We start from the raw sequence: 22,241 nt of genomic DNA, 5'->3' as shown, positions 1-22,241 counted from the left end.
TTGAAAATATATACAAAAATTATATCACTTGATATTAAGGGTTGATACTAAAAAAAGAATGTAACATCTTTTTACACAATAGCTTCACTGCTTCTCTCTACATTGTATAAAATCAGATATTGTTTCTTCTGTTTTTAGTCAACTTGACTAATGACATCTATCAAAAAACATTTTACTATTAATGTATCATTTTAAATGTAATATTTATTAACATTACATGTGATATAATTAAAGGAGGTTTTTAGGTGAATAACCAAAATCGACCGTTTCGACTAGCTTCATTGGGATTACAGCACGTACTTGCTATGTATGCGGGCGCCATTCTCGTTCCGTTGATGGTGGGACGCGCATTGAATTTAAATGCCCATGACTTATCCTATCTCGTGGCTATTGATTTACTGACATGCGGACTAGCTACGCTGCTGCAGGCTTGGACGAACAGGTGGTTTGGAATTGGTCTTCCTGTTGTACTTGGAAGCTCATTTGTAGCGGTGACTCCTATGATTGCAATTGGAACTCAATATGGAATTAGTGCTGTTTACGGAGCGATTATTGCTGGTGGTATTTTTATCGTACTGGCAGCAAGTTTTTTAGGCAAAATTATTAAGTTTTTCCCTCCTGTTGTCACCGGAACGGTTGTGACGATGATTGGTTTATCGCTTGTACCATCCGCTGTCCGAAATATGGCAGGAGGAGTGGGGAGCAAAGATTTTGGTTCTCTTTCTAATCTTCTTCTTTCTTTTGGTGTTCTAGCGCTTATTTTAATTTTAAATCGATTTTTCAGCGGTTTTCTTCGCTCTCTTTCCGTATTAATCGGAATTGTAGCCGGAACAATAGCTGCTGTATTAATGGGGAAAGTTGATTTCACTAACTTTAATGAAGCTTCTTGGCTGCACATTCCCACTCCTTTTTATTTCGGGATGCCCACTTTTGAAATTGGGCCCATTTTAACGATGATCGTCGTATGCTTGGTCATTATTATTGAATCTACAGGCGTATTTTTAGCGTTAGGAAAGCTGTGTGATCGGGAATTAACGGAAAAAGATTTTACAAAAGGCTACCGTGCCGAAGGAATCGCCATTGTTCTTGGAGGGCTATTTAATGCTTTCCCTTACAATACATTCGCTCAGAATGTAGGACTGGTTCAATTATCAAAAGTAAAAACAAAAAATGTAGTGGTGGTAGCCGGCTTCATTCTCGTACTACTGGGACTTGTTCCTAAAATAGCTGCTTTTACAACTATTATTCCTACTCCTGTTTTAGGAGGAGCAATGGTCGTGTTGTTTGGTTTAGTTATTTCATCAGGCATCAAAATGCTAAGTGCTGTTGATTTGGCCAAACAAGAAAATTTGCTGATTATTGCGTGCTCTCTTTCACTCGGCCTTGGCGTAACGGTGGTACCTGATTTATTCGCTCAGCTCCCAAGTGCTTTGCGCGTAATTGTAAGTGATGGAGTTATTACGGGAAGTCTAGCTGCAATTTTATTAAATCTCTTTTTTAACGCATCGCTTGAACGAAAAGTACCTTCTGTCTCTTTAGAGAAGACAGATTATTCAGAAATAAAATAAAGGTGGCGTAGTATGAATAACGTATCTGTGCAGTATGTAAATCAGCTTAGCAAGAATCATTTTGTTTCACTACTTGGTGATATATTTGAACATTCACCTTGGGTGGCAGAAGAGGCTTATTCTAAGCGCCCTTTCTCTTCCGTTGAACAACTTCACGGAAAGATGAAAGAAATTGTAGCGCAAGCATCTGTAGAAAAACAACTTAAGTTGCTTCAGGCTCATCCAAATCTAGGTGAAAATATCGCTATGACATCTGCTTCTACTGAAGAACAAACCAAGGCAGGCTTACAAAACTTAACACAAAATGAGTATGAACAGTTTTCTTCTCTTAATGGAAGGTATATGGAGAAGTTTCCTTTTCCTTTTATTTTGGCAGTACGAGGTAAACAAAAAGAAGATGTCTACGAGGCAATGCAAAGTCGTTTACTAAATACCAAGCAAATAGAGTTTGATACAGCGTTAGAAGAAGTATATAAAATTGCTTTCTTTCGCTTAACTGATAAAATTACTGAAGATAAGGAGACAAAGAAACGAGCATGACTAAAATCACAACGCATATTTTAGATCTTACCCACGGATGTCCGGCTGCTTTTGTCAAAGTTGATTTTTATCATATTCAGTCGGAAAGTAAACGAATAAAAATTTCACACGGTACTACAAATGAAGACGGGAGGTTAGCAACTCCGCTCTTCTCTTCTGAAGCGTTTGAATCAGGAGATTATGAACTTTTGTTTCATATTGGGGAATATTATAAAACACAAGAGGTCCAAACAACAAATCCTCCCTTTTTAAATCAGGTTTCTGTTCGAGTCGGATTGTCTTCTGAACAAGAACATTATCACGTCCCTTTGCTTGTGTCACCGTGGGGATACCAAATTTATAGAGGTAGTTAAAAAAGAAACGGCGTCTTTAAACGTCGTTTCTTTTTTAGTTGAGCAATTTGGACATATAGTATTCATCAATAAACAAACCGCCAATTCGCAGTGAATGTTTTTTTGTTCCTTCAATTTCGAATCCTACTTTATCATATAAAGAAAGAGCCTTTTCATGCTGTATAGCGACTGTCAGTTCAAGACGATGAATATGATGTTCTCTCGCCCATTCTTCGAGTGCACCAATTAAAGCCGTCCCAATCCCTTGATTTTGAAACGTCTTTCGAATACCTAATGTCAAAGAAGCGATGTGAGCGTTTCGGTTAGCTTCGCCCCCTGTTGCAGCTATATATCCCACAAGCATCTCGCTTTCTTCTGCTACAATAATCGTAGAGTTTGGCTGCTGCTTAAAGATTTCGATGTTTTTCTCCTGCTGATCTGTACTCAGCTTTCGCTCTCCGCTTTCGAACAGCATAAACTTACTTTCTTCTTCAATCTGTTTAAGCAAATCTACAAAGTTTGCAGCATCATGTAATTCCAGTTCTCTAATTTCCATGCTGATCCCCCTTTTTCTGTGTCCCTTTTGTTTGTATATGTATTGGTTCACCTTTATAAAATATAGCTTTACAGTTTCTTACGAAAAATACGACTTTTTAAGAAGTGGAAGTAGAACAAAAAACCTACTAATCTCCCTTTTTTTGAAATACTTTTTTCCTCTGTATAATTTTAAATCACTTATCAACTTCTGTAAATTTTTTAGATTCCCTCTTTCAATTTCCATTTTCCTTCCTTTTCTATAGGTTTGAATTGGATTTAAGGAGATATTTTATAGCAAACATATGACTATTATCCTGTTTTTTGTGAAGAAAGAAAGCAATAAATGTAATTTTATTTGTAATCGTTTAGAATAGAAAAAGTGGAAATTTTATGTACCTATCCTCCTTAATTATAGGTCTGTGAAAGGAAATTATTATGAAAGTACAATCCGCAAAACGTGGTGTATATGTCTTAAGCGGTCTAGGAGCTGTTATGGTGTTCTTCTTACTTTTACTTAAGAACAGCGCTTTCTTTCTAGAGGAAGAATACGATCAAAACAAACCTGAAGCTGCGCTTGCGGTCAACGAACATACCTATCACCTTCACAAAGGTTCTATCAACTGGTCAAACGGCCGTTCAACAACAAAAAAAGAAATAAATGTATATGATTTATATACATACATATCGCAGCAAAAAAGCATCCCATTGAAGCAGCAACAATTGGTTAAGCTCCATTTTTCCAACCTAGACGGCGCTTATATTCGTGGTATGAGTGTGCATATATGGAAAAATAACGGCGAAAAAACCAAGCTGTTTGTCAAAAATAATGAATTTAAGATTCCTAAAAATCAAGGTTTTTACGTTGTAGATATTGTGATTAACTCTACAAGAGGAACAATACAATATGCGGCAAATGTGCAAATACAGTAAGTTTGGTTGCAGTAAATAAAAGAGGAAAAATGATAAAAGGGATCAAAAAGTTATAAAAAAAGAGAGCAATATGCTCTCTTTTTTTATAAAATGAAAAAGACGTCCACGCAGGACGTCTTTGATGCGTTTGTGGCGGGGACCGTGTGACCACATTCACACGTTTAGCTCGAAAGCATATCCTTCGACTTACACAAATTAGCTCATCGCTTTATTAATATAACACTAGCAGCAGAAAAAAGCAATCAATTTTTAAATAGTTTTTTCTATTTATACATATTTCGCGAGAATCCACAAAATAATATGCATGCGTAGCTATTCACTTTCTACATTTTTAGTCTATTTTAATTCATGTACGAATACACTAATAGACCAACCTATGCGCAGTTTTTGAAAAAGGATGTGAATAGCTTGTTTCAAATCACTGATTTCCCTGAATTTTCATGGTCGTACTCCAGGCATAAAATGATTACACAGTGCAAACGAAAGTATGCATATCATTATTATGTCTCACATAACGGATGGCTTGACAGCGCTTCTGCACAGTCTCAAAGCGCTTATCGATTAAAAAAAGTTTCTACTTTATCTATGTACGTAGGACAAGCCGTCCGTCAAGTGATTACAGAGGCTATTTCTGACTATACATCTACACAGCTTGTCCCGAGTGAACAAAACTTAGTCGAGAAAGTGCAGCAGCTACTAAATAACGCACTGCGTGATTCCACTGACTATGGAGAGCTTTGGTATCATAAGCCTGCTCAGTATAAGATGCTTTTAGAATTCTACGAAAACGGCTATATTTCTAAAAAAGATCTTAAAGACATGCAAAAGCGGGTACACATTTGTGTGCATAACTTTTTACAAAGTAAATCGTTTTGCGACATCGTATCCTCACCTTCTTTAGAAGTAGAGCCTCATCAGTCGTTTCGTTCTATAAATGTGTATGATCATAAAGTATATGCGCCTTTTCATTCTCTTTTTAAAAATCCAATTACAGACGAATTTACGATTGTTGATTGGAAAACAAGTAAACAAACAAAAGATGATTTGTTTCAACTGGCGATATACGCTCTCTACGTGCTAGCTGAATATAATATTTCCGTTGATCGAATAAAAGTCCGAAACGAATATTTGCTTTCAGGCAGTGCGCGTACGTATCAGCTTACTCTTCACCAAATTGAAGCTGTTCTTCGACAAGTTAATACAAGCATTGACTATATGAAAGCTTTTTTGGAACACTCAGAGGTAAATCAGCCTCTTTCGCTTGAGCATTTCCCTCAAGCGGATACGGCTGCCTCCTGTCACAGCTGTGTCTTTAAAGAATTGTGCCAAACGGGATAAAAATCACGTGGAAATTGTCTATATTTTTTATTGAACTTTTTTATTGTCAAAAGAACCTTTGCTAGCATATAATTTGCATTAAGGAAACATTTTATACTTCATATAAAAAAATTAGCTTGGGCTATTTATTGTTCATCAAAGAAAGGAGCACTAGACATGAAAGATCAAAACGGCAGTAAAGCATTATCAGCTATGCAGCTAAGTGCTCAAGACGTATTGTCGGGTAAAACAAAAGGAATTAAGCGATTATTGCCTTTCTTAGGTCCTGCTTTTATCGCAGCGGTTGCTTATATTGATCCAGGTAATTTTGCTACTAACATTGCAGCAGGCTCTCAATATGGATACATGCTGCTTTGGGTTGTATTAATTTCTAATTTAATGGCTGTCCTAATTCAATCGTTATCAGCTAAATTAGGGATTGCAACGGGCTTGAATTTACCCGAGATAGCACAGGAACACTTTCCGTCCTTCGTTTCTTTTGGGCTTTGGATACAAGGAGAACTGGTCATTATGGCGACGGATTTAGCAGAATTTATTGGGGCTGCTCTTGGAATTTATTTATTATTTCATATTCCTTTGTTCCCTGCTGCACTTATCGCAGCGGTAGGTTCTTTTGCTATTTTAGAGTTACAAAGACGAGGTGTTCGACTGCTAGAAGCAGCTATTGCGGCGATGGTTTTTATTGTGGTATTAGCTTTTGGGACTCAAATGTTTCTTGCGCATCCAGACGGCGCAAGTGTTGTCCACGGCCTATTTGTCCCTCAATTTCACGGAACAGACAGCGTGCTGTTAGCCTCTGGAATTTTAGGTGCTACAGTTATGCCACATGCGATTTATTTGCACTCAGCTCTTACGCAGCGCCGCGTGGTAGGAACTACAGAATCGGAGAAAAAAGCGATTTTCCGCTTTGAATTTATTGATATTGTGATTGCCATGATTATTGCTGGTGCAATTAATGCAAGCATGCTGATTGTCGCAGCCGCTCTATTCTTTAAAAACGGACTAAACGTGCAAGATTTGGACGTGGCTTTTACACAATTTGAACATTTAATTGGTCCCTTTGCAGCTATTGCGTTCGGAGTTGGATTATTATCTTCAGGACTTTCAAGTTCTTCGGTCGGAACAATGTCTGGAGATGTCATCATGCAAGGATTTATTAAACGCAGAATTCCTTTATATCTTCGCCGGTTCATTACAATTATTCCGCCGCTTTTGATTATCGGACTTGGCGTAAATCCAACAAGTGCACTAGTTGTCAGTCAAGTTATTTTATCGTTCGGAATTGCCTTTGCGCTCGTTCCTCTTATCATGTTTACAAGCAACAAAAAAATCATGGGCGGATTGGTTAATCATAAAGCTACAACGGCTGTAGCTTGGGTGATAGCTGCATTAGTCATTTGTTTAAATATCTTTTTGATTTATCAAACGTTCGCATAGTAAATCAAACTTTCAAGAAAAAACAAAAAAGAGACCCTAAAAAGTTAGATATAGTCTAACAATTGGGCCTCTTTTTTATTAAACGATAGTAGAAATGAAATAGACAAGAGTTCCAATAATAGCCGACAGTACTAAGCAACCCAGTGGATATAAATAAGAATAGTTTTCTTTACGGATTGAAAGAATGCGATCAACAATAAAAATAAGAATGACGCCCATCATTCCGAATTCAAACATTAATAACCCAAAAATGGCGTGAAATATGAATGACATGATTAAATCAATTTTTTTACTACGGTCTTTCACAAAAGCACTGACTAATAAATCAACGATAACCGTGCCTAACGTACCCATTATTAAAAAGAAGGGTGTAAAAAATAAAAGGTATAAAGGAAATAAATCAATGAAATGCGGATTGGTTTTTTTTATAGAAAAATTGGGAATTGACTCTTTTATACCTGGCATAAAACAAAAAAGTAAAGTAAAAAGAAACGCAGCTATAATAGCGGCTGATAGCTTTCTATTTAAATGCATGTTTATTTTTTTATTACTAAATTCAGTAGTTGTTTTTGTATGTTTATTGTTCATATGTCTTTAACGTGATGTACGCACCTTTTCCTTTCTCATAACTTTTTATTTATATTCTATGTCTATCTTTTGTTACCAGCAGTTACAATGATACACGTTCTTTTTGAACTTGACTACACTAACGCGCTTTATATCTATTCTCTTTTTCTTTTTGTGTCTATCGTTTGCTCCGCTTCCCTTGTATATTCCTTCTTTTTATTCAGGGGTTTTAGTATGGTTTGCTCTTTCTATGACAAACAAGATGGTTTTACAAAAAAACGCCTTCTTTTTCTATAAAACAAAAGACAGGCGTTTTTTTCTGTATGTAATTAATAATCTTGACTGAAGTCAGGGGGATTTTGAACGGATATAGAACCTGCAGAGACTTCTGTACTTATTTTTATAACAAAAAAGAGACGATTTACGCCTCTTTTTTGTTTGTATTATGAATTTAGTTCATCTAAAATTGAATGCAGTTCACTTAAATGGGTAATTTCGTAAGTAGGAATGACTTCATTTCGCTCTTTATCATGACGATTAATCCATACAGATTTCATTCCAACACGAGAAGAACCCAAGATATCTGTCATTAAATTATCTCCAACCATAATTGCTTCATCTTTCTTTAAATCCATAAGTGATAAAGCATGATCGAAAATAGACGGATCCGGCTTACCGCGACCAAATGCCCCTGAAATCACAATCTCATCAAAATATGGAACCAGTTCTGATGTAATGTCTAATTTGGTATTTTGTAAGTCAGGTGAACCGTTTGTTAACAGCAGCAGCTTGTACTTTCCTTTTAATTGATCAAGCACTTCAAACGTTTCTTCGTACACAAAAGGTGTTTTGCGGCGCTCTAACGGAAAACGCTCGGCTAGTTCCGCTCCAAAAGCATCATCGTGAATTCCTAGGGCACGAAGACCTCGAGTCCATGCTTCTTTGCGATAAGTAGGAACAATATCTTTCATTTTGCGGAATTCATCATGATCGTCTAAAAAATCCCCCCATAATCCTTCAAACGGATTAATGCCGATCATTTGCGTAAATTCATAGGTTTCATACGAAGCATATAATTCTCTTGCTTCCTTACGCACTGCTTCTTCTAGTTCTTCAGGTTTCAGATTATATTTCTCACTTGCATATGTACATGTTGCAACGAATGCTTCTTTTACGCTTTTTTGATCCCAAAGTAGCGTGTCATCTAAGTCGAAAAATACCGCCTTAATCATGGATGTGTGTACCCCCTACTGTTTTTGAAAAAGTTTAACTATTCTTACACTAGATTACAAGGATACACACAATAAGTCTAGTGTATTTGCAATTTATTCTACAAATTTATTTTTATAAGTCGTCACCTTTACAAACAAATTTACAGAAATTAAAAGAGCTGATATAATCACAGCAGGTATGTATGCAGGAGGTTTTATATGGAATCGTTAGAAGAAATATTCGGCATTCCCACAGTTCGTACAAGTAAGCGCTTAAGCAGAGTGGTTGCCGCACGCTTGCGTCCTTTTGGAATTACGCCAGAACAGTGGACCGTTTTAAAACGCGTATCAGAAGCTGAATATAGTACGCAGAAGCAATTAGCTGAGCGAGCAGATAAAGATCAAGCGACGCTGACTAAAATTTTAGATTTACTAGAAAAACAAAATTGGATTCAGCGTGTTAGAAACCCAGAAGATCGCCGCTCGTTTTTTATTCAAATAACAGAAGACGGCCTGCGTTTAAAAACAGAAGTGACGCCTGCTGTAGAACAGGTATTTTCCGAATTAACATCCCAGCTAAACGAGCAGCAGGTGAAAATTTATACCGACACTTTACAAAAACTTGAATTCCGCGCCGAACAATTGCTTCAAGACGCAGAAGACCTGCGTTAAATACCCAAAACCCCACAGGTAAAATTCTGCGGGGTTTTATACGTAGTTGGCGATGCATAGTACTTCTTTAATTTTTGAAATCACTTGTTTGGTTTCATCTGTTAAAGAGGTGAATTTAAAAGCGATGGATTCTGCGTTTGGATTAATGAAGGGTTCTTTGTTCGTATCTTTGCGGTAGTCTTCAATTTGTTCTAAACAATATTTTAAAATAAACGACAAGTTCGCACGTCGAAATCTCAAGCTGACAGTAGAAGGCCACCTTTTTTGAAACTGATTGCTTCCTTCATACTGAATAGCTCCGATATAGCGTTCTCCCGATAAAAAAGACTCTTTGCTTCGGTATAGCTGAACGGTTTGGGCTGTTCCGCTCCAGTCAATATAAATACCTGCTGTTTCACAAACTTCATATATGTAATGAAAAAGCTCCGTTACTTCTCCGAAATGGTAGTGAAGCGGATGTTTAGCCGTCATAGGTAGCTCCCTCCTTTATCGACTTTCTACCATTATATTGTAGGAAAAGTAACTTATTCATTTATCCAACTTATTTCATACGCATAAGCAGTAAAAATGAAAATATATTTGTTTTTAGTTTACATAAAAATATTATAAGTAATTAGCGATAGCCCGATTTCCGAAAAGCGTCGTATACCGTATCCTCTTGAAGTTTTTCAAGATAAACGTTCGTTGTAGCAATAGAAGAATGCCCCACTACTTGCTTCACAACCGCAAGCGGAACGTCATTAGCTAAACTGTTTGTAATAAAGGTATGACGAAACCAATGAGGAGAAATAGATGCGTTTCCTTTTACTTTATAAACAGCTGATTTAATCGTTCGATACAAAGTTGTATAGGATAATCGTTTTTTTTCGCCGGTACGATAGTATTCTTTAATGGAGTAAAAAAGCGGTTCGGTATCAAAAGGACTTAGTCCAGTGCTTTCATTTAACGCTTGCCGATAAGCGAAAAGCGTTTCTTTCACATCATCAAACACAGGGATCGTGCGTTCTTTTTTCCCTTTACCAATCACATCTACAACCAAATTTCCGCGGCGGTCTTCTCGGAAGCTTCCCCAATTTAAACTCAGCAGTTCACTTGAACGCATTCCACTCATATACAAAAGCATTCCCATTAAGCGGTTGCGCGCTTTGTATTCCTTTTCATGCTGGCGAATGCGCACGACGGATTCTAACGCATTTACAATTACTTGGGCTTCGCGATCGGTTAGCTCTCGGTACTCGGTGCGATTTTGTTTTTCCTTGTCGCTGTAATGCCCTTTTGCAATAGATGGTTTTTCAATCCACGTCGTATACAGCGAAGGATAAAAATGAGTAGCGTGTCCAAACTCTAGCATTCTTCTAAAAAATTCTAGTTTTCTTGCAGCAGTTCGATTTGCATATTGATTCATCATTTCTTCATTAAATAATTTGACTTCCATAAATCCAATCGATTTTAATGTAATCTCTCGTTCGTAGAAAAAAGACAGAATTGTTTTCATGTCTTGATTGTAAGATCTAATCGTATGAGGAGAAAGTGATTTTTTGATAATACGCATCGAAAAAAAGAGCTGAATAAATTCTTCATCTGAAACGTGCTTTAAATTCAAGTTGTTATCTTCATCCAACAGCTCTGCCTCTTCCCACTGCTCTTTAAGCTGACGAAACGAATTTTTTACAGGCGACAATTCAAATTCTTCCATTTTACCCCTCCTAATTATCGAAAATAAAGATATGCTTTTAAAACGATCCAGAATTAAATATAACGAACTTTTTTAAACTCGTGATAAATATCATTAGAAGTTTTGAAAAACCTCTCAAAACTCAATTTAGAAAGCTTATTTTTTAAGATTTTGATTTAAATATCCATTATATGTAAAAAATAATTCTATTTTCCGCATATTTCTCTACTTTATCATATGAACGCTTGATAAGGAAGAGTTATCTTGCGTTAGTTAACTAAAGTATTTTGATTGTGTTAGACAGCAATGTTTTGGGAACACTAGTAGGAGTTTAGGTAATAATTGGATGTACCGAATTTGGAAAATCAGAAAAGTAGATTGACGTCATCAGAAATTACAAGCTTATGGACACAATACATCCAAGACACCATGTCTGTTTGCATTAGTAAATATGTGTTAGCAAAGGTTAAAGATCCTGAGGTTTATTCTCTTTTTGAATTTACTTTAAAACTGGCTGAAAAACATTTGTACGTGCTTAGAGATATTTTTAAAGCTGAAAAATTAGATTTGCCGATTGGCTTTACTGATAAAGATGTAAATCTAGATGCTCCTCCTTTGTTTACGGACACCTTTTGGTTAGTATATATACACGAAATGACTATGCATGGATTAGCTGGATATAGTATATCTTTTAGTGTTTCAGCACGCAAAGATATCCGTGACCATTATTATCAATGCAATATTGATGCGATGGATCTTTATAATAAATCTATTGAAATTCTTATATCAAAAGGTATTTATCAACGATCTCCCTACTTTTCTAAAACAGACAGAGGTCAATCAATTACAGAATGGGGATATGTTATGGACCTATTCGGAGATAAAAGACAGTTGAACTCAATGGAAGCTGGAAACATTTATTTTAACTTAAAAAAGAGTATTGCAGCTAAAGCGCTTGTGAATGGCTTTAAACAGGTAACCAACGATAAAGATATCCATAACTTTAGGGATGAATGTCTGCATACAGCCAGTAAAAATATAAATATTTTTTCTTCATTACTTCAAGAAGAAAATCTGCAGTCTCCGCGCTTATTGGATGTTGAAATTACAAATTCTGATGTAGCCCTTTTTTCTGATAAACTAATGGTGTTTCATGCAGGATTTTTGTTTCATTTGGCTACTACATATTATGCTGCGGCTATGATAACTAGTATGAGAATAGATGTAGCCGGACATTGCGATGCTTCTATTTTAAGGGATTTAAAAACGATCTCCTTTTTTGGGCGAATAATGATCAAAAAAGGATGGATAGAAAAACTGCCACAAGCCGATGATCGGAAAGAATTATCTTGATATCCTGCGAACTTATCTGTAAATAAAAACCATCACGCTCTGCGTGATGGTTTTTAAAGTGATTCAATTTTAGTCAAGTGCAACCGTTTATCGTTATAAGAAACGGTATACGTTCGATAATACTCTTTTTCTTGACTTTGACCGTTCGTTGTAATTGAAATAACTTCTTTTGTTCGGATTGTATAGAACGTTTCACCTTCTTCTTCACTCGCGGTTTCGACGTCTAATACTGAATAGTCAACAAGTTCTTCTCGAATGTCCCTTTCATAAAGCATCTTCACAAGCTGCTTTTGATCATTCCATAGAACACTGTCCCGCTCGATATATGGCTGTACGTGTTCAAATTTATTCGTGTTAATGGACTTTGTTAAATCTCGTAAATAATGTTCAATAAAAATATCTGCTGTTTCTTGATCAACCTTTTGGATATTTTTTAAATTAAACTCTTTTTCTTCTTTCTCTTCTTTTTCTTTTTCATCTTCTTTAAAATCGTCGATGCGCTGAGAACTGATTTTGCTGATGGCATATTTTTTATTATTCTCTTTAAAAATCAAGATTTCTTCCTTTTCCCCTTTTTCATTTGTGCGAGTAGTTTCACCTTGGTATGAAATGTCGCTAGAAGGATTAATTGACTTCACGTATTCCATATATTCATCAGCCGTAATGTTAAGGTATTTTTGGTGATAGGTAACTTCATCCCATTCATTTAACTTCCATTGCTTATTTACGTATTTGAAATTCATGTAGATGGTCAGCCCGCCGCTTCCTTCTTTACTAATTGGCTCAATGGCTGACACCGAAAATTGTCCAGCATGATTGTTAATAAGTTCAAATCGAATAACATGATTAACATCAGGGAAAAAGCTCATATTACATTCTTTACAGTAGTAGTTAGCGGAGATACTTTTTAACTTTGTTGCAATTAAAGATGATGTTGCATATGGCGTTAGCGCTTTTTCTAGCGTTTCATAATCAGCAGGGTTAGATTCATTATCCCATTCATACTCTTCGCCTAATTCTTTATAGGTACTTGAAATTTTATTCATCGTCTCAACCGCAGTTTTTTCTGCTTTTTTTTCTGATACAAAATCAGGCTTGATAGATGACTTAGCTTGATCCTTTGGGATCACTTCATCTGAGGAAGGTTCGGTTGGTTTGGATAACTTAACTGTTTCTTTTTCTTCACAGGCCGTCAAAACCATTAGCAGCAGTAGAACGAATGCGATCGTCCATTTTTTATGCATAAGGTGTCCTCCTCAACGCCGAATTTAGTCTGTTCTTAAAATGGTCTTTAATTTTCAAACGTATCGAGCACGTAATCACCGCTTGGAATTCCCCATTTTGCCTTTTTATTTTGATCTGTTTTAGCAAGTAACGAAATGGAGTTTTCTTTAAGCGTAATGACAATGGTGCCTTTATTTCCTTGTCCATCATTTTCATATTCAATGGTTGCTTGGTTATTTTCAAAGCGAATATTTTTTTGTTCAACGGTTGACACGCGGATTTTGCTAGGTGGCTGGTACGAATTTATTTTAATCGTCGCTTCCGAGTTGGATGTAGCAAGAAATTGAATGATAGGAGATCCGTTATCATTGCCAGTGGTCCATTTTCCATCGTAGTCGTGTAAATCTGTTGTTTGTGTAGTGGGATTTTCAGTGTTTGTATTTGGTTTAGATGAAAAGTCGAATGGTTCTACACTCGATAACTTTAACGTATCGTTTTGGTAAACAGCTGTATAAAGACGGTCACAAACTTTGCTGTAAGGATCTTTACCGGGCTGTTTTAATAAGCTTTCCTCGTGGGTTTGTATTTTAAACACATGGTTAGGTTCTTCATACCAATTGACAATATGGAACGTTTGCTTCTTCTGCTCGATGCCTTGTCGTGTGAAATTTTCAACAAGAAGATTCTGCTCTTTATAAAAAGAACTGTCCGCTTTCAAAAAAGCTTTTAGATCATTAAAAGAGTTTTGATCAATTGCTTTTCCGAACGCTGAAAAGTAATCAGTCATCCAGGCTGTGATAAATTTTCCGCTCATTGCTTCTTTATTCAAATCAATTGATTGAATGCTTTCTACCTGTGTTTTTGGTTCGTTTAGTACTTTTTTTGCATCTTTTTCTACTATCATTGTATTTCCGTCTTTTATTGTTTCTTCTTGCTGACAGGCTGATAACAGAATAGATGAAACAACCGTGATAATGATTGTATTACGTTTGTTCATCATAATTGCCCCTTCTTTATCTAATATAAATGTATGTATATTCTTCCAACAAACAGACCTAGTATATCATTCTACAAAAAAACGCTCAACCCTTTAATTTCACAAGAAAAACGGCTTGCTTTTACAGCAGCCGTTTTTCTACTTATTTAATAGATGCTTCTTTATATGAATTGGAAGCCTCTTTTTTAAGCTGTCTTGAACCATAAAGAACATAGTAAATAATTGAAAGAAGGAAAATTCCAAGAATCACGTACATTAAAGGTAGAGAAACACCAAACAGCATTAAATTTGTTGTAAGAACACTGTATTTTATAATGCTGTATAAGCACAGAATCCCTAATACTAAGGCAATGCTTGGCACTACCGGGTAATTTACTTTAAAAGGACGAGACAGGTTAGGTTCTTTTTTGCGTAAAATAAAAAGAGAAACTAAACTGATGCAGTACATCATCATTGCTCCGAATACAGACAAGATAATAAGAGCATTGGCAAACGTGGCAGATCCAGCGCAAATCACACCGATTGCTCCTGGAATCAACAAACCGCCGACAGGAACTCCTTTTTTATTTGTTTTAGCAAGAAATTTAGGAAAGTAACCATCTCGTGCAAGCGCGTAGGTTTGTCTTGAAAACCCCATGATGATTCCATTTAAACTAGCAATTAATCCGAATAATCCAATAATAGCAACAACCGTTGAAATGCTGTTTCCGTATACAGAAGACAGCGCCTGTGGAAGTGGATAATCAGCTAGCTTCCCGCTTCCTCCGCCAAGTCCTGCTGTTACAAATAGCGTAAACAAGGTTGCCGTTGCTAGAGTAATAATCGCCCCAATAAACCCTTTAGGGATGTTTTTCTTAGGGTTTTCAACTTCTTCTGCAGCCATCGCTCCGCCTTCTATTGCTAGATAAAACCAAACAGCGAATGGAATAGCTGCTAGTACTCCTGTTGGACCATTAATAAATGAATGATCGTTAAAAATATTTGATGTTTGTACATGAGGCAAACCAGCTACATAAAAAATAGATAAACCAATTAGTGCGACAATGGTAGCTGTAAGCTCAATCACTGCTACTTCTTTTACCCCGATTAAATTTAGTAAAACAAAGAAAATAAAGGCACCTACTGTTGCATATACAGGGTTAACTGCTGGGATAAGAAAGTGCAGGTATGCTCCTGTTGATACCGCAATAGCAGGAGGCGCAAAAATAAATTCAAGCAAGCATGCAATCCCGGCGATGTATCCGCCGAAAGGTCCAAGTGCTCTTCTTGCATAAGCTGAGGGTCCACCGGCTTGCGGGATAGATGTTGAAAGCTCTGCATAGCTGAACATAAACGTGGTATAAAACACGGTTACAATCAAGGTTGCAATTGCAAGTCCGATAATCCCGCCTTGTTCAAACCCGTAATTCCACCCAAAGTATTGCCCCGAAATAACCATGCCGACTGAAATAGCCCATAAATGAATAGGTTTTAATTGTTTTTGTAACGCCATACCGTTTCCTCCTTTTGATGTTTAGACAATAAGGTGTACACCGCTTGTTTGCTGCTTGATCATTTTGTCAATCATGGTACCGATATGTGCGGCTGCCTCAATAGGAGGCGTTCCTCTTCTATGAATATTAGAAATAACCATACGATCAGACTCTTTTTTGCCTTTGTTAGGTTCATAGCACATGTAAGCACTCATTGATTCAGCACTGACCAGTCCAGGTCGCTCTCCAATCAATAGCACAAGTGCTTTTGGTTTTATGATCTCGCCAATTTCATCCATACATGCAACTCGTCCTCCTTTTACAAAAAATGAAGTCCCGACACGAAGCCCATATGACTGCAGGGAATCAATTAAAGCAGGATACACGTCGCTCATGTTTTCTTCAACTGCCTTAGCGCTCAGTCCATCTGATACCACTACTTGTATATCAGGCTGCTGCACGCAGTTTTTTAAAATCTCTTTCTTAGCGTCATCTGCTAATAATCTTCCTTGATCCGGTCGTTTTAAATAATGTTCTTTTGACTTCACTCTTGTATCCACAGAAAAAAGGTTAAACTCAGATAGAATATCTTCTGAAACTGTTCCGTATACAGAGTCTACAGCTGCGGCGTGATCTGTACGAAAAGATAAAACGTCTTTTGTTAGCGGTCTTGTTCCCGTACGGCCGACACCTATGCGGGCAGGGGTAAATTGTTTAAGTGTTTCAAGCGGATCGCGATTTGACTTTGGTATCATAGTAACCACCTTCCTTAAATCAAATTCATAAAAATAGTTGGGTCTCCAGCTCTTGATGTAAAGCGTCCGTTTTCCATAATATGCTGATCTTCTAGCCATTTTTGAAATAATGGCGTTGGAGTACGGCCAAGTACGTTGCGCACGGTTGCGATATCATGATAACTAAGAGACTGGTAGTTTAGCATGCAGTCATCAGCCATGGGCACTCCTATTACAAAGTTCACCCCAGCTGTTCCTAGAAGCATACTTAAATTATCCATATCGTTTTGATCAGCATCCATGTGGTTGGTGTAACATACGTCTACTCCCATAGGCAAGCCGTGCATTTTGCCCATAAAGTGATCTTCTAGCCCAGCTCGCAGGACTTGTTTGCTGTTATATAAATATTCAGGTCCAATAAATCCAACAACCGTGTTAACTAAGAAAGGCTTGTAGTGGCGAGCTAAGCCGTAGCATCTAGCTTCGAGCGTTACTTGATCAATATTATAGTGAGCTTCTGCTGACAGTTCAGAACCTTGTCCTGTTTCAAAATACCAGCGGTTTGGACCTTTTGCCGTCCCTTTTTCATGAATTAACGCTGTTGCTTCATCGAGCATAGAGGGTGAAATCCCAAATGAATCATTACCGGCTTCTGTTCCTGCTAAACTTTGAAAAATCAAGTCAGCAGATGCTCCTTTTTCGATTGCTCTCATCTGACTCGTTACGTGTGATAACACACAGTTTTGAGTAGGGATGGACCATTCATTGATTATATTTTTTGTTTCATTTAAAAGCGCGTAGATATTATCCGTTGTGTCAATAACGGGGTTAATTCCAATAACCGCATCCCCAATTCCATAGCTTAACGCTTCGTAGAGAGATGCTCTCATTCCTTTTAAGTTATCTGAAGGATGATTAGGCTGGGCTCTTGAAGCCAATACGCCTTTTTGGCCGATAGTCGTTTGACAAGTGGTTTGCACTTCTATTTTTGCTGCTCCTTGAATTAAATCTAAATTGGACATAATTTTAGTAGCTGCCGCAATCATTTCGCTACTTAACCCTTTGCTAAGCGCAAGAAGGTCTTCTCTGGTATGCTCATCAGATAAGATGTATTCTCTTAACTCCCCTACTGTCCAATTTTTTATAATGTCGTAAACCGATGAATCAATTTGACTTTCGATTAACGCTGAGACATTGTCTTCATCTGGACTTAGCAGTGGATAATTTCGAATATCAGCAAGTGTGATACCAGCTAGAACTTGTTTGGCTGCCATTCGTTCTTTCATTGACTCAGCGCTAACTCCCGCTAGCTGATCTCCAGAACGCTCTTCGTTTGCTTTGGCCATGATTTCTTTTAAGCTATAAAATGAAAATGTTTCTCCTAACAATCGGGTAGTTTTAAACATCTTTTCCTCCTTGTATGTTCAGTGGATTATGATGAAAAAGCGAGCGTTTTAACCGAAACAGAGATTGCCTCTCCAGCTACGGGTAACCCTAGATCGATATAATCTCCGTGGGTAAAATCAATTTGATCTAAACAAATAATTTCTAATTCTTTCTTCTGTTTGGCTAGTGCTTGTCCTAAAGCTTTTGCAATATCTTGCTCGCATAAAACAACGAGGCACTTAGCTCCCTTAAAACAAGCAATGAATTCAGCGCTTATTACTTTTGCTAATTCTTGAAGCATCTTATAGCTGCAGTAAGGAAAATGAGATAAAGCAATAGCAGCGGGAGGATCTTCTGCACTGAAAACAGTTGAAGCCTGCATACATGCCGTTCGAGCTCTTTCTTGAAACAGCTGCGGATTCCACTCATCCTCTTGCTGTACGGGTATTTCTATGATCGGAATATTTTTCAGCGGCAGCCGTTTAGACCCAATGTATACGGTTGACCCGCTAACTTCTGTATTTTGCATGCCGGCTCCAATGACAGTAGCGCGCGTTGTTTCAGCGGCTTGAGATACCTGTATGGATTGAAAGTGATACGCTAGCAGCGGACCGATATCTCTGTGTATGGCCACTTCCTTCACTGTTTTTGGCTTATGTTTCTTCATCATTGCTCCTATTCCTCCTGAAACCATGATTGTTTCCGGTTGGATAGAAGATCTTATATGAAGAGAAACGAGCAGCGAAGAGGTTTGAGTCAGTGCTCTTACATAATTCACGGTTTCTTCAGCTAGCAATTGACAGATAGAAGAGAGTTTTTCAAATGTTGCTTTTTCACCTTCATACAGCATCAAAGAATTATTTTTTAAAAATTCAGTTAAATAAGACGAAACGTAGGTAACAAGACCATCTGAATTCAGACGAATTAATCTTCCGCCTACATGCAATGTGAATGTCTCTATCACTTTGCCATTTTGACATAAAGCGATGTTAGCGGTGCCTCCCCCTACATCGACATTGGCAATCACTTGATTTGTTTCAAGAGAGCGTTCGATTGCTCCCGATCCTTTTGCTGCTAACATTCCTTCTAAGTCAGCACCAGCTGTTGCAACAACAAAGTTCCCAGCGTGTTCAGCTAGATAATGAACGATACTCTCTGCATTTTGCTTCCGAGCCGTTTCTCCTGTAATGATCACAGCGCCTGCCTCCACTTGATCTAAGGAGATCCCTGCTTTTTTGTATTCTTTTTCTAGTAATAGCATTAACCTTCGGACATCGATTTCAACCTCGTTTACCATAGGTGTTGTATAGATGGAACTTGCATACGTTACGCGACGATCAATAATTTGACAGCCTGGCAGCGTAAACTGATTTTGTTGATTTGCTATTAACAGCTTGCTTACAATCAGTTTTGTTGTGCTTGTTCCAATATCTAACCCTATGCTCATCATCCATTTCTGTAGCATACGATCAATCCCTTATCTCGTTTGAATATGGTGATTATCATAAAACATTTTTTTGAATATTTCACTAACTATGTTATCAAACCTGACATGCTTTTGTGTAAACAAAGGTGACAAATGACAAAAAAGACTAAACCTTGGTAGATTTAGTCTTTTTTATTATGAGTGTGATTTAGTTACAATCATTCTTGATGCCGATGGAATTAATAGTGAAAGAATGATTAAGCAGGCTATTAATGACCCTACCATTGAAATTCCGTTCATTGAAAAAGAATACCACAGAGCGGACATTCCCTTTGGCGCATATGATCCCCAAAAAATAATACCAGCAATAAAGTGCCAGAAATAACGTGCGAAGCTGCCGATAATAAGGGATAGAACAATTAAAACAAAAGCTTTTGATCTGTTATTGTTAGCTAAATTTGTTTTGATAGATTGTGAAAAAACACCTCCAAAACCTATAAAAGCAAAAGCCACAATATATTCAATAAACGTTTGCAGTGCTGTTAAAATATAAGCCGTCCCTGTTGCTAACTGCAAAAGCCCCCATAATAGACCAGATAGAGCTCCGCCTTTTACTCCCCAGCGAAAGCACATAATAAAAATGGGCACCATGGAGAACGAAATACTCACAGCCGTTGCAATCTTAATGGAAGGCAAAAGATCAAGTAAAAGTGCTAATGCTGCAAAAATAGCTATTTCAATTTTAGCCTGTAAAGGTAATGCCTTATTCACGTTTCTCACTCCTGTTTTTGAATCATTCATATCAAACGGTTTACACAGGAGTAAGCAAATATATGCTACTATTCCCACATTCCTACGCTAGCGTTAACTAACAGGTTCGAAGGGTCTGAACAATTTGTTCACTCTCAGCACGGCGGCTCCCCCTGTGGTACGTTCGGATATTTATGTATTATGAAGACACTATTTATTATACCATATGTCACAAAATAGATTCGAGAGATTTCAAAGATGTTTCTATTTTCTGAATCTATTTTTTATAATGACAATCGTTTTAGTATTTGATATACTTCTTTTATGTCAATTGAATATAAAAAACCCTCATCCTAATCGATGAGGTAGAGGTCGCAGTTTTTAATAGTAAAGTAACGGAAATGCAGAGAACATTGAGGATGTTGCTTGAAAGGAAAAATTGCCGAAGTTTAAATCACTTCTCGGTTGATTTAAGCTGGGGCTGTCTCCGAACAGGAACAGAACTGTCACATCATGCGAATGATGTGAAGAGCTATCTTCACGGAAGGTTGACGCGGTTTTCAGATTTAAAAGCGCGCACATATACTGCGGGCTTTTTTTATGTTATCCCGTCTCTTTCCGTACATTCGAAAGGAGTATTTATCTATGCAAGAGCAGCAAGAATTAAAACGTGGGTTGAAATCTCGCCACTTAACGATGATTTCATTAGGAGGAGCCATCGGAACCGGTTTATTCCTAGCAAGTGGTGGAGCAATTCACACAGCAGGACCTGGGGGAGCGCTTTTAGCTTACGCGATCATTGGCGTCATGGTTTACTTTTTGATGACCAGCCTGGCGGAGCTCGCAGCTTATATGCCTGAAGCCGGTTCGTTTAGTACGTATGCGTCTCGGTTTGTAGATCCATCCTTTGGTTTCGCTCTCGGCTGGAACTATTGGTACAACTGGGCTATTACGATTGCAGCTGAATTATCCGCTGGAGCCCTTATTATGAAATTTTGGTTCCCAAACTCTTCCTCTATTTTATGGAGTGCCCTCTTTTTATTAATTATGTTTGGGCTTAATTACCTTTCTGTAAAAGGATTTGGTGAATCGGAATTTTGGTTTTCGTTAATTAAAGTAATAACGGTTATTATCTTTTTAGTTATTGGTATTATGATGATTTTTGGTATCTTTAACAATGAAGCACCGGGTTTTAAAAACTTCACGCTTGGTGATGGACCTATTCACGGTGGATTCTTTACGGTATTAGGTATTTTTATGGCTGCTGGTTTTTCATTCCAAGGAACAGAGTTGCTTGGAGTCGCAGCTGGAGAAAGTGAAGATCCGGAAAAAACGGTTCCTCGCGCAGTTAAACAAGTCTTCTGGCGCATCTTGTTATTTTATATTTTAGCTATTTTTGTTATCGGGATGCTTATTCCATACACAGCGGATTCCTTAGCAAGTGATGATGTGCGAGTAAGTCCGTTTACTTTAATATTCGAACGAGCGGGTCTAGCGTTTGCTGCATCAGCTATCAATGCCGTTATTTTAACAGCTGTTTTATCTGCTGGTAACTCAGGTATGTATGCTTCTACACGTATGTTGTGGAACTTAGCGAAAGATGGAAAAGCACCGAGGTTCTTAGCAAAAGTGAATAAACGAGGCGTTCCGGTTAATGCTTTAATCGCAACGGCACTTGTCGGTACACTTGCATTTGGTGCTTCATTTTTTGGAGATGGTGCGGTATACACATGGTTACTTAACGCTTCTGGTATGTCTGGTTTTATTGCTTGGTTAGGAATTGCGATCAGCCACTATCGTTTTAGAAGAGCATTTGTTGCTCAAGGTCATGATTTGAGTGAACTTCCATATCATGCAAAACTTTTCCCATTTGGCCCTATCTTTGCCTTTATTTTATGTGCCGTTGTTATTTTAGGCCAAAACTATTCGGCGTTTATGGGTGACTCGATTGACTGGTACGGTGTACTTGTTTCTTATATCGGACTGCCTTTATTCTTAATTGTTTGGTTAGGATACAAATGGACGAAAAAGTCGAAGCTTATCTCGTTAAAAGAATGTCAAGTAACAGTGAAAAAATACGAATAAAAAAAGC

Annotated in this window: 21 protein-coding genes and 2 riboswitches; of the genes, 9 read left to right on the top strand and 12 right to left on the bottom strand. The window is 37.5% G+C overall.

The features are described from left to right. Positions 1 to 245 precede the first annotated feature (245 nt). The 3 genes from SB717_RS10675 to uraH are packed head-to-tail and all read left to right on the top strand — an operon-like array spanning position 246 to position 2,461. Positions 246 to 1,568: a nucleobase:cation symporter-2 family protein gene (locus tag SB717_RS10675; protein ID WP_410903681.1), complete on the top strand. Its 1,323-nt coding sequence runs from the start codon at positions 246 to 248 to the stop codon at positions 1,566 to 1,568. A 12-nt stretch (positions 1,569 to 1,580) separates the two neighbouring features. After that, on the top strand, positions 1,581 to 2,108 hold the full coding sequence (uraD, locus tag SB717_RS10670; RefSeq protein WP_410903680.1) for a 2-oxo-4-hydroxy-4-carboxy-5-ureidoimidazoline decarboxylase: 528 nt from the start codon (positions 1,581 to 1,583) through the stop codon (positions 2,106 to 2,108). After that, complete coding sequence (gene uraH, locus SB717_RS10665) at positions 2,105 to 2,461, top strand: hydroxyisourate hydrolase (RefSeq protein ID WP_410903679.1); 357 nt, start codon at positions 2,105 to 2,107, stop codon at positions 2,459 to 2,461. The genes uraD and uraH overlap by 4 nt, the downstream gene beginning before the upstream one ends. A gap of 34 nt (positions 2,462 to 2,495) precedes the next feature. Here the strand turns inward: uraH and SB717_RS10660 are convergent, their stop codons facing one another. After that, positions 2,496 to 2,996, bottom strand: a complete 501-nt coding sequence (locus tag SB717_RS10660; protein WP_025751765.1) for a GNAT family N-acetyltransferase — start codon at positions 2,994 to 2,996, stop codon at positions 2,496 to 2,498. A 416-nt stretch (positions 2,997 to 3,412) separates the two neighbouring features. On the opposite strand from SB717_RS10660, the gene SB717_RS10655 reads away from it, so the two are divergent. The 3 genes from SB717_RS10655 to SB717_RS10645 all read left to right on the top strand — a co-directional run bounded on the left by SB717_RS10655 (position 3,413) and on the right by SB717_RS10645 (position 6,682). Further along, the gene (locus tag SB717_RS10655; protein WP_029714921.1) at positions 3,413 to 3,907 is read left to right on the top strand and encodes a hypothetical protein; all 495 of its coding nucleotides are present in this window, start codon (positions 3,413 to 3,415) and stop codon (positions 3,905 to 3,907) included. A 408-nt stretch (positions 3,908 to 4,315) separates the two neighbouring features. Further along, positions 4,316 to 5,245, top strand: a complete 930-nt coding sequence (locus SB717_RS10650; RefSeq protein WP_410903678.1) for a PD-(D/E)XK nuclease family protein — start codon at positions 4,316 to 4,318, stop codon at positions 5,243 to 5,245. Positions 5,246 to 5,401: 156 nt separating this feature from the next. Beyond that, positions 5,402 to 6,682: an Nramp family divalent metal transporter gene (locus SB717_RS10645; RefSeq protein ID WP_029714919.1), complete on the top strand. Its 1,281-nt coding sequence runs from the start codon at positions 5,402 to 5,404 to the stop codon at positions 6,680 to 6,682. 78 nt (positions 6,683 to 6,760) lie between these two features. Here SB717_RS10645 and SB717_RS10640 read toward each other — a convergent pair whose 3' ends face one another. Together SB717_RS10640 and SB717_RS10635 are read right to left on the bottom strand one after the other, a co-directional pair. After that, on the bottom strand, positions 6,761 to 7,270 hold the full coding sequence (locus tag SB717_RS10640) for a hypothetical protein (protein ID WP_410903677.1): 510 nt from the start codon (positions 7,268 to 7,270) through the stop codon (positions 6,761 to 6,763). Positions 7,271 to 7,692: 422 nt separating this feature from the next. After that, complete coding sequence (locus SB717_RS10635; RefSeq protein ID WP_029714917.1) at positions 7,693 to 8,481, bottom strand: HAD family hydrolase; 789 nt, start codon at positions 8,479 to 8,481, stop codon at positions 7,693 to 7,695. 198 nt (positions 8,482 to 8,679) lie between these two features. On the opposite strand from SB717_RS10635, the gene SB717_RS10630 reads away from it, so the two are divergent. After that, positions 8,680 to 9,132 (top strand): MarR family winged helix-turn-helix transcriptional regulator, encoded by a 453-nt coding sequence (locus tag SB717_RS10630; RefSeq protein WP_060745525.1) that lies wholly within the window; start codon positions 8,680 to 8,682, stop codon positions 9,130 to 9,132. 36 nt (positions 9,133 to 9,168) lie between these two features. Here SB717_RS10630 and SB717_RS10625 read toward each other — a convergent pair whose 3' ends face one another. Together SB717_RS10625 and SB717_RS10620 are read right to left on the bottom strand one after the other, a co-directional pair. Further along, positions 9,169 to 9,603, bottom strand: coding sequence for a hypothetical protein (locus tag SB717_RS10625; RefSeq protein ID WP_013083346.1), 435 nt, complete (start codon positions 9,601 to 9,603; stop codon positions 9,169 to 9,171). Between the two features lie 142 nt (positions 9,604 to 9,745). Further along, positions 9,746 to 10,828 carry a tyrosine-type recombinase/integrase gene (locus SB717_RS10620; protein ID WP_410903676.1) on the bottom strand — a complete coding sequence of 361 codons (1,083 nt, stop codon included), beginning with the start codon at positions 10,826 to 10,828 and terminating at the stop codon, positions 9,746 to 9,748. 321 nt (positions 10,829 to 11,149) lie between these two features. Here SB717_RS10620 and SB717_RS10615 point away from each other — a divergent pair, with 321 nt between their 5' ends. Continuing rightward, positions 11,150 to 12,160: a DUF3231 family protein gene (locus tag SB717_RS10615; protein ID WP_410903675.1), complete on the top strand. Its 1,011-nt coding sequence runs from the start codon at positions 11,150 to 11,152 to the stop codon at positions 12,158 to 12,160. 53 nt (positions 12,161 to 12,213) lie between these two features. Here the strand turns inward: SB717_RS10615 and SB717_RS10610 are convergent, their stop codons facing one another. From SB717_RS10610 to thiT, 7 genes are all read right to left on the bottom strand, one after another. Further along, positions 12,214 to 13,404 (bottom strand): TcaA NTF2-like domain-containing protein, encoded by a 1,191-nt coding sequence (locus SB717_RS10610; RefSeq protein WP_410903674.1) that lies wholly within the window; start codon positions 13,402 to 13,404, stop codon positions 12,214 to 12,216. 47 nt (positions 13,405 to 13,451) lie between these two features. Continuing rightward, complete coding sequence (locus tag SB717_RS10605; RefSeq protein ID WP_410903673.1) at positions 13,452 to 14,384, bottom strand: TcaA NTF2-like domain-containing protein; 933 nt, start codon at positions 14,382 to 14,384, stop codon at positions 13,452 to 13,454. Positions 14,385 to 14,523: 139 nt separating this feature from the next. Then, complete coding sequence (gene eat / locus SB717_RS10600) at positions 14,524 to 15,873, bottom strand: ethanolamine permease (protein ID WP_335537674.1); 1,350 nt, start codon at positions 15,871 to 15,873, stop codon at positions 14,524 to 14,526. A gap of 21 nt (positions 15,874 to 15,894) precedes the next feature. Beyond that, entirely contained in the window at positions 15,895 to 16,608 is a 714-nt protein-coding gene (eutC, locus tag SB717_RS10595; RefSeq protein ID WP_029714911.1) for an ethanolamine ammonia-lyase subunit EutC, read from the bottom strand. 14 nt (positions 16,609 to 16,622) lie between these two features. Then, a complete protein-coding gene (locus SB717_RS10590; RefSeq protein WP_410903672.1) occupies positions 16,623 to 17,993 on the bottom strand; it encodes an ethanolamine ammonia-lyase subunit EutB in 1,371 nt (456 codons plus the stop codon). A gap of 26 nt (positions 17,994 to 18,019) precedes the next feature. Then, complete coding sequence (locus SB717_RS10585; RefSeq protein ID WP_410903671.1) at positions 18,020 to 19,438, bottom strand: ethanolamine ammonia-lyase reactivating factor EutA; 1,419 nt, start codon at positions 19,436 to 19,438, stop codon at positions 18,020 to 18,022. A 156-nt stretch (positions 19,439 to 19,594) separates the two neighbouring features. Further along, entirely contained in the window at positions 19,595 to 20,200 is a 606-nt protein-coding gene (gene thiT / locus SB717_RS10580) for an energy-coupled thiamine transporter ThiT (protein WP_049817120.1), read from the bottom strand. Between the two features lie 32 nt (positions 20,201 to 20,232). Further along, positions 20,233 to 20,333, bottom strand: a riboswitch (TPP riboswitch). Between the two features lie 174 nt (positions 20,334 to 20,507). Next, positions 20,508 to 20,692: riboswitch (Lysine riboswitch) on the top strand. A 102-nt stretch (positions 20,693 to 20,794) separates the two neighbouring features. On the opposite strand from thiT, the gene SB717_RS10575 reads away from it, so the two are divergent. Continuing rightward, positions 20,795 to 22,234, top strand: a complete 1,440-nt coding sequence (locus tag SB717_RS10575; RefSeq protein WP_410903670.1) for an amino acid permease — start codon at positions 20,795 to 20,797, stop codon at positions 22,232 to 22,234. The last annotated feature ends 7 nt before the right edge of the window (positions 22,235 to 22,241 follow it).

The sequence above is a fragment of the Priestia sp. SIMBA_032 genome, assembly GCF_046535215.1.
Lineage (GTDB): Bacteria > Bacillota > Bacilli > Bacillales > Bacillaceae_H > Priestia > Priestia aryabhattai.
This window is presented reverse-complemented; position numbering and strand designations above follow the sequence as displayed.

Coding starts and splice junctions, on each gene's coding strand:
- uraD (WP_410903680.1), top strand. CDS start 1,581: ATGAATAACGTATCTGTGCAGTATGTAAATCAGCTTAGCAAGAATCAT.
- uraH (WP_410903679.1), top strand. CDS start 2,105: ATGACTAAAATCACAACGCATATTTTAGATCTTACCCACGGATGTCCG.
- SB717_RS10660 (WP_025751765.1), bottom strand. CDS start 2,996: ATGGAAATTAGAGAACTGGAATTACATGATGCTGCAAACTTTGTAGAT.
- SB717_RS10655 (WP_029714921.1), top strand. CDS start 3,413: ATGAAAGTACAATCCGCAAAACGTGGTGTATATGTCTTAAGCGGTCTA.
- SB717_RS10645 (WP_029714919.1), top strand. CDS start 5,402: ATGAAAGATCAAAACGGCAGTAAAGCATTATCAGCTATGCAGCTAAGT.
- SB717_RS10640 (WP_410903677.1), bottom strand. CDS start 7,270: ATGAACAATAAACATACAAAAACAACTACTGAATTTAGTAATAAAAAA.
- SB717_RS10635 (WP_029714917.1), bottom strand. CDS start 8,481: ATGATTAAGGCGGTATTTTTCGACTTAGATGACACGCTACTTTGGGAT.
- SB717_RS10630 (WP_060745525.1), top strand. CDS start 8,680: ATGGAATCGTTAGAAGAAATATTCGGCATTCCCACAGTTCGTACAAGT.
- SB717_RS10625 (WP_013083346.1), bottom strand. CDS start 9,603: ATGACGGCTAAACATCCGCTTCACTACCATTTCGGAGAAGTAACGGAG.
- SB717_RS10620 (WP_410903676.1), bottom strand. CDS start 10,828: ATGGAAGAATTTGAATTGTCGCCTGTAAAAAATTCGTTTCGTCAGCTT.
- SB717_RS10610 (WP_410903674.1), bottom strand. CDS start 13,404: ATGCATAAAAAATGGACGATCGCATTCGTTCTACTGCTGCTAATGGTT.
- SB717_RS10605 (WP_410903673.1), bottom strand. CDS start 14,384: ATGATGAACAAACGTAATACAATCATTATCACGGTTGTTTCATCTATT.
- eat (WP_335537674.1), bottom strand. CDS start 15,873: ATGGCGTTACAAAAACAATTAAAACCTATTCATTTATGGGCTATTTCA.
- eutC (WP_029714911.1), bottom strand. CDS start 16,608: ATGATACCAAAGTCAAATCGCGATCCGCTTGAAACACTTAAACAATTT.
- SB717_RS10590 (WP_410903672.1), bottom strand. CDS start 17,993: ATGTTTAAAACTACCCGATTGTTAGGAGAAACATTTTCATTTTATAGC.
- SB717_RS10585 (WP_410903671.1), bottom strand. CDS start 19,438: ATGCTACAGAAATGGATGATGAGCATAGGGTTAGATATTGGAACAAGC.
- thiT (WP_049817120.1), bottom strand. CDS start 20,200: ATGAATGATTCAAAAACAGGAGTGAGAAACGTGAATAAGGCATTACCT.
- SB717_RS10575 (WP_410903670.1), top strand. CDS start 20,795: ATGCAAGAGCAGCAAGAATTAAAACGTGGGTTGAAATCTCGCCACTTA.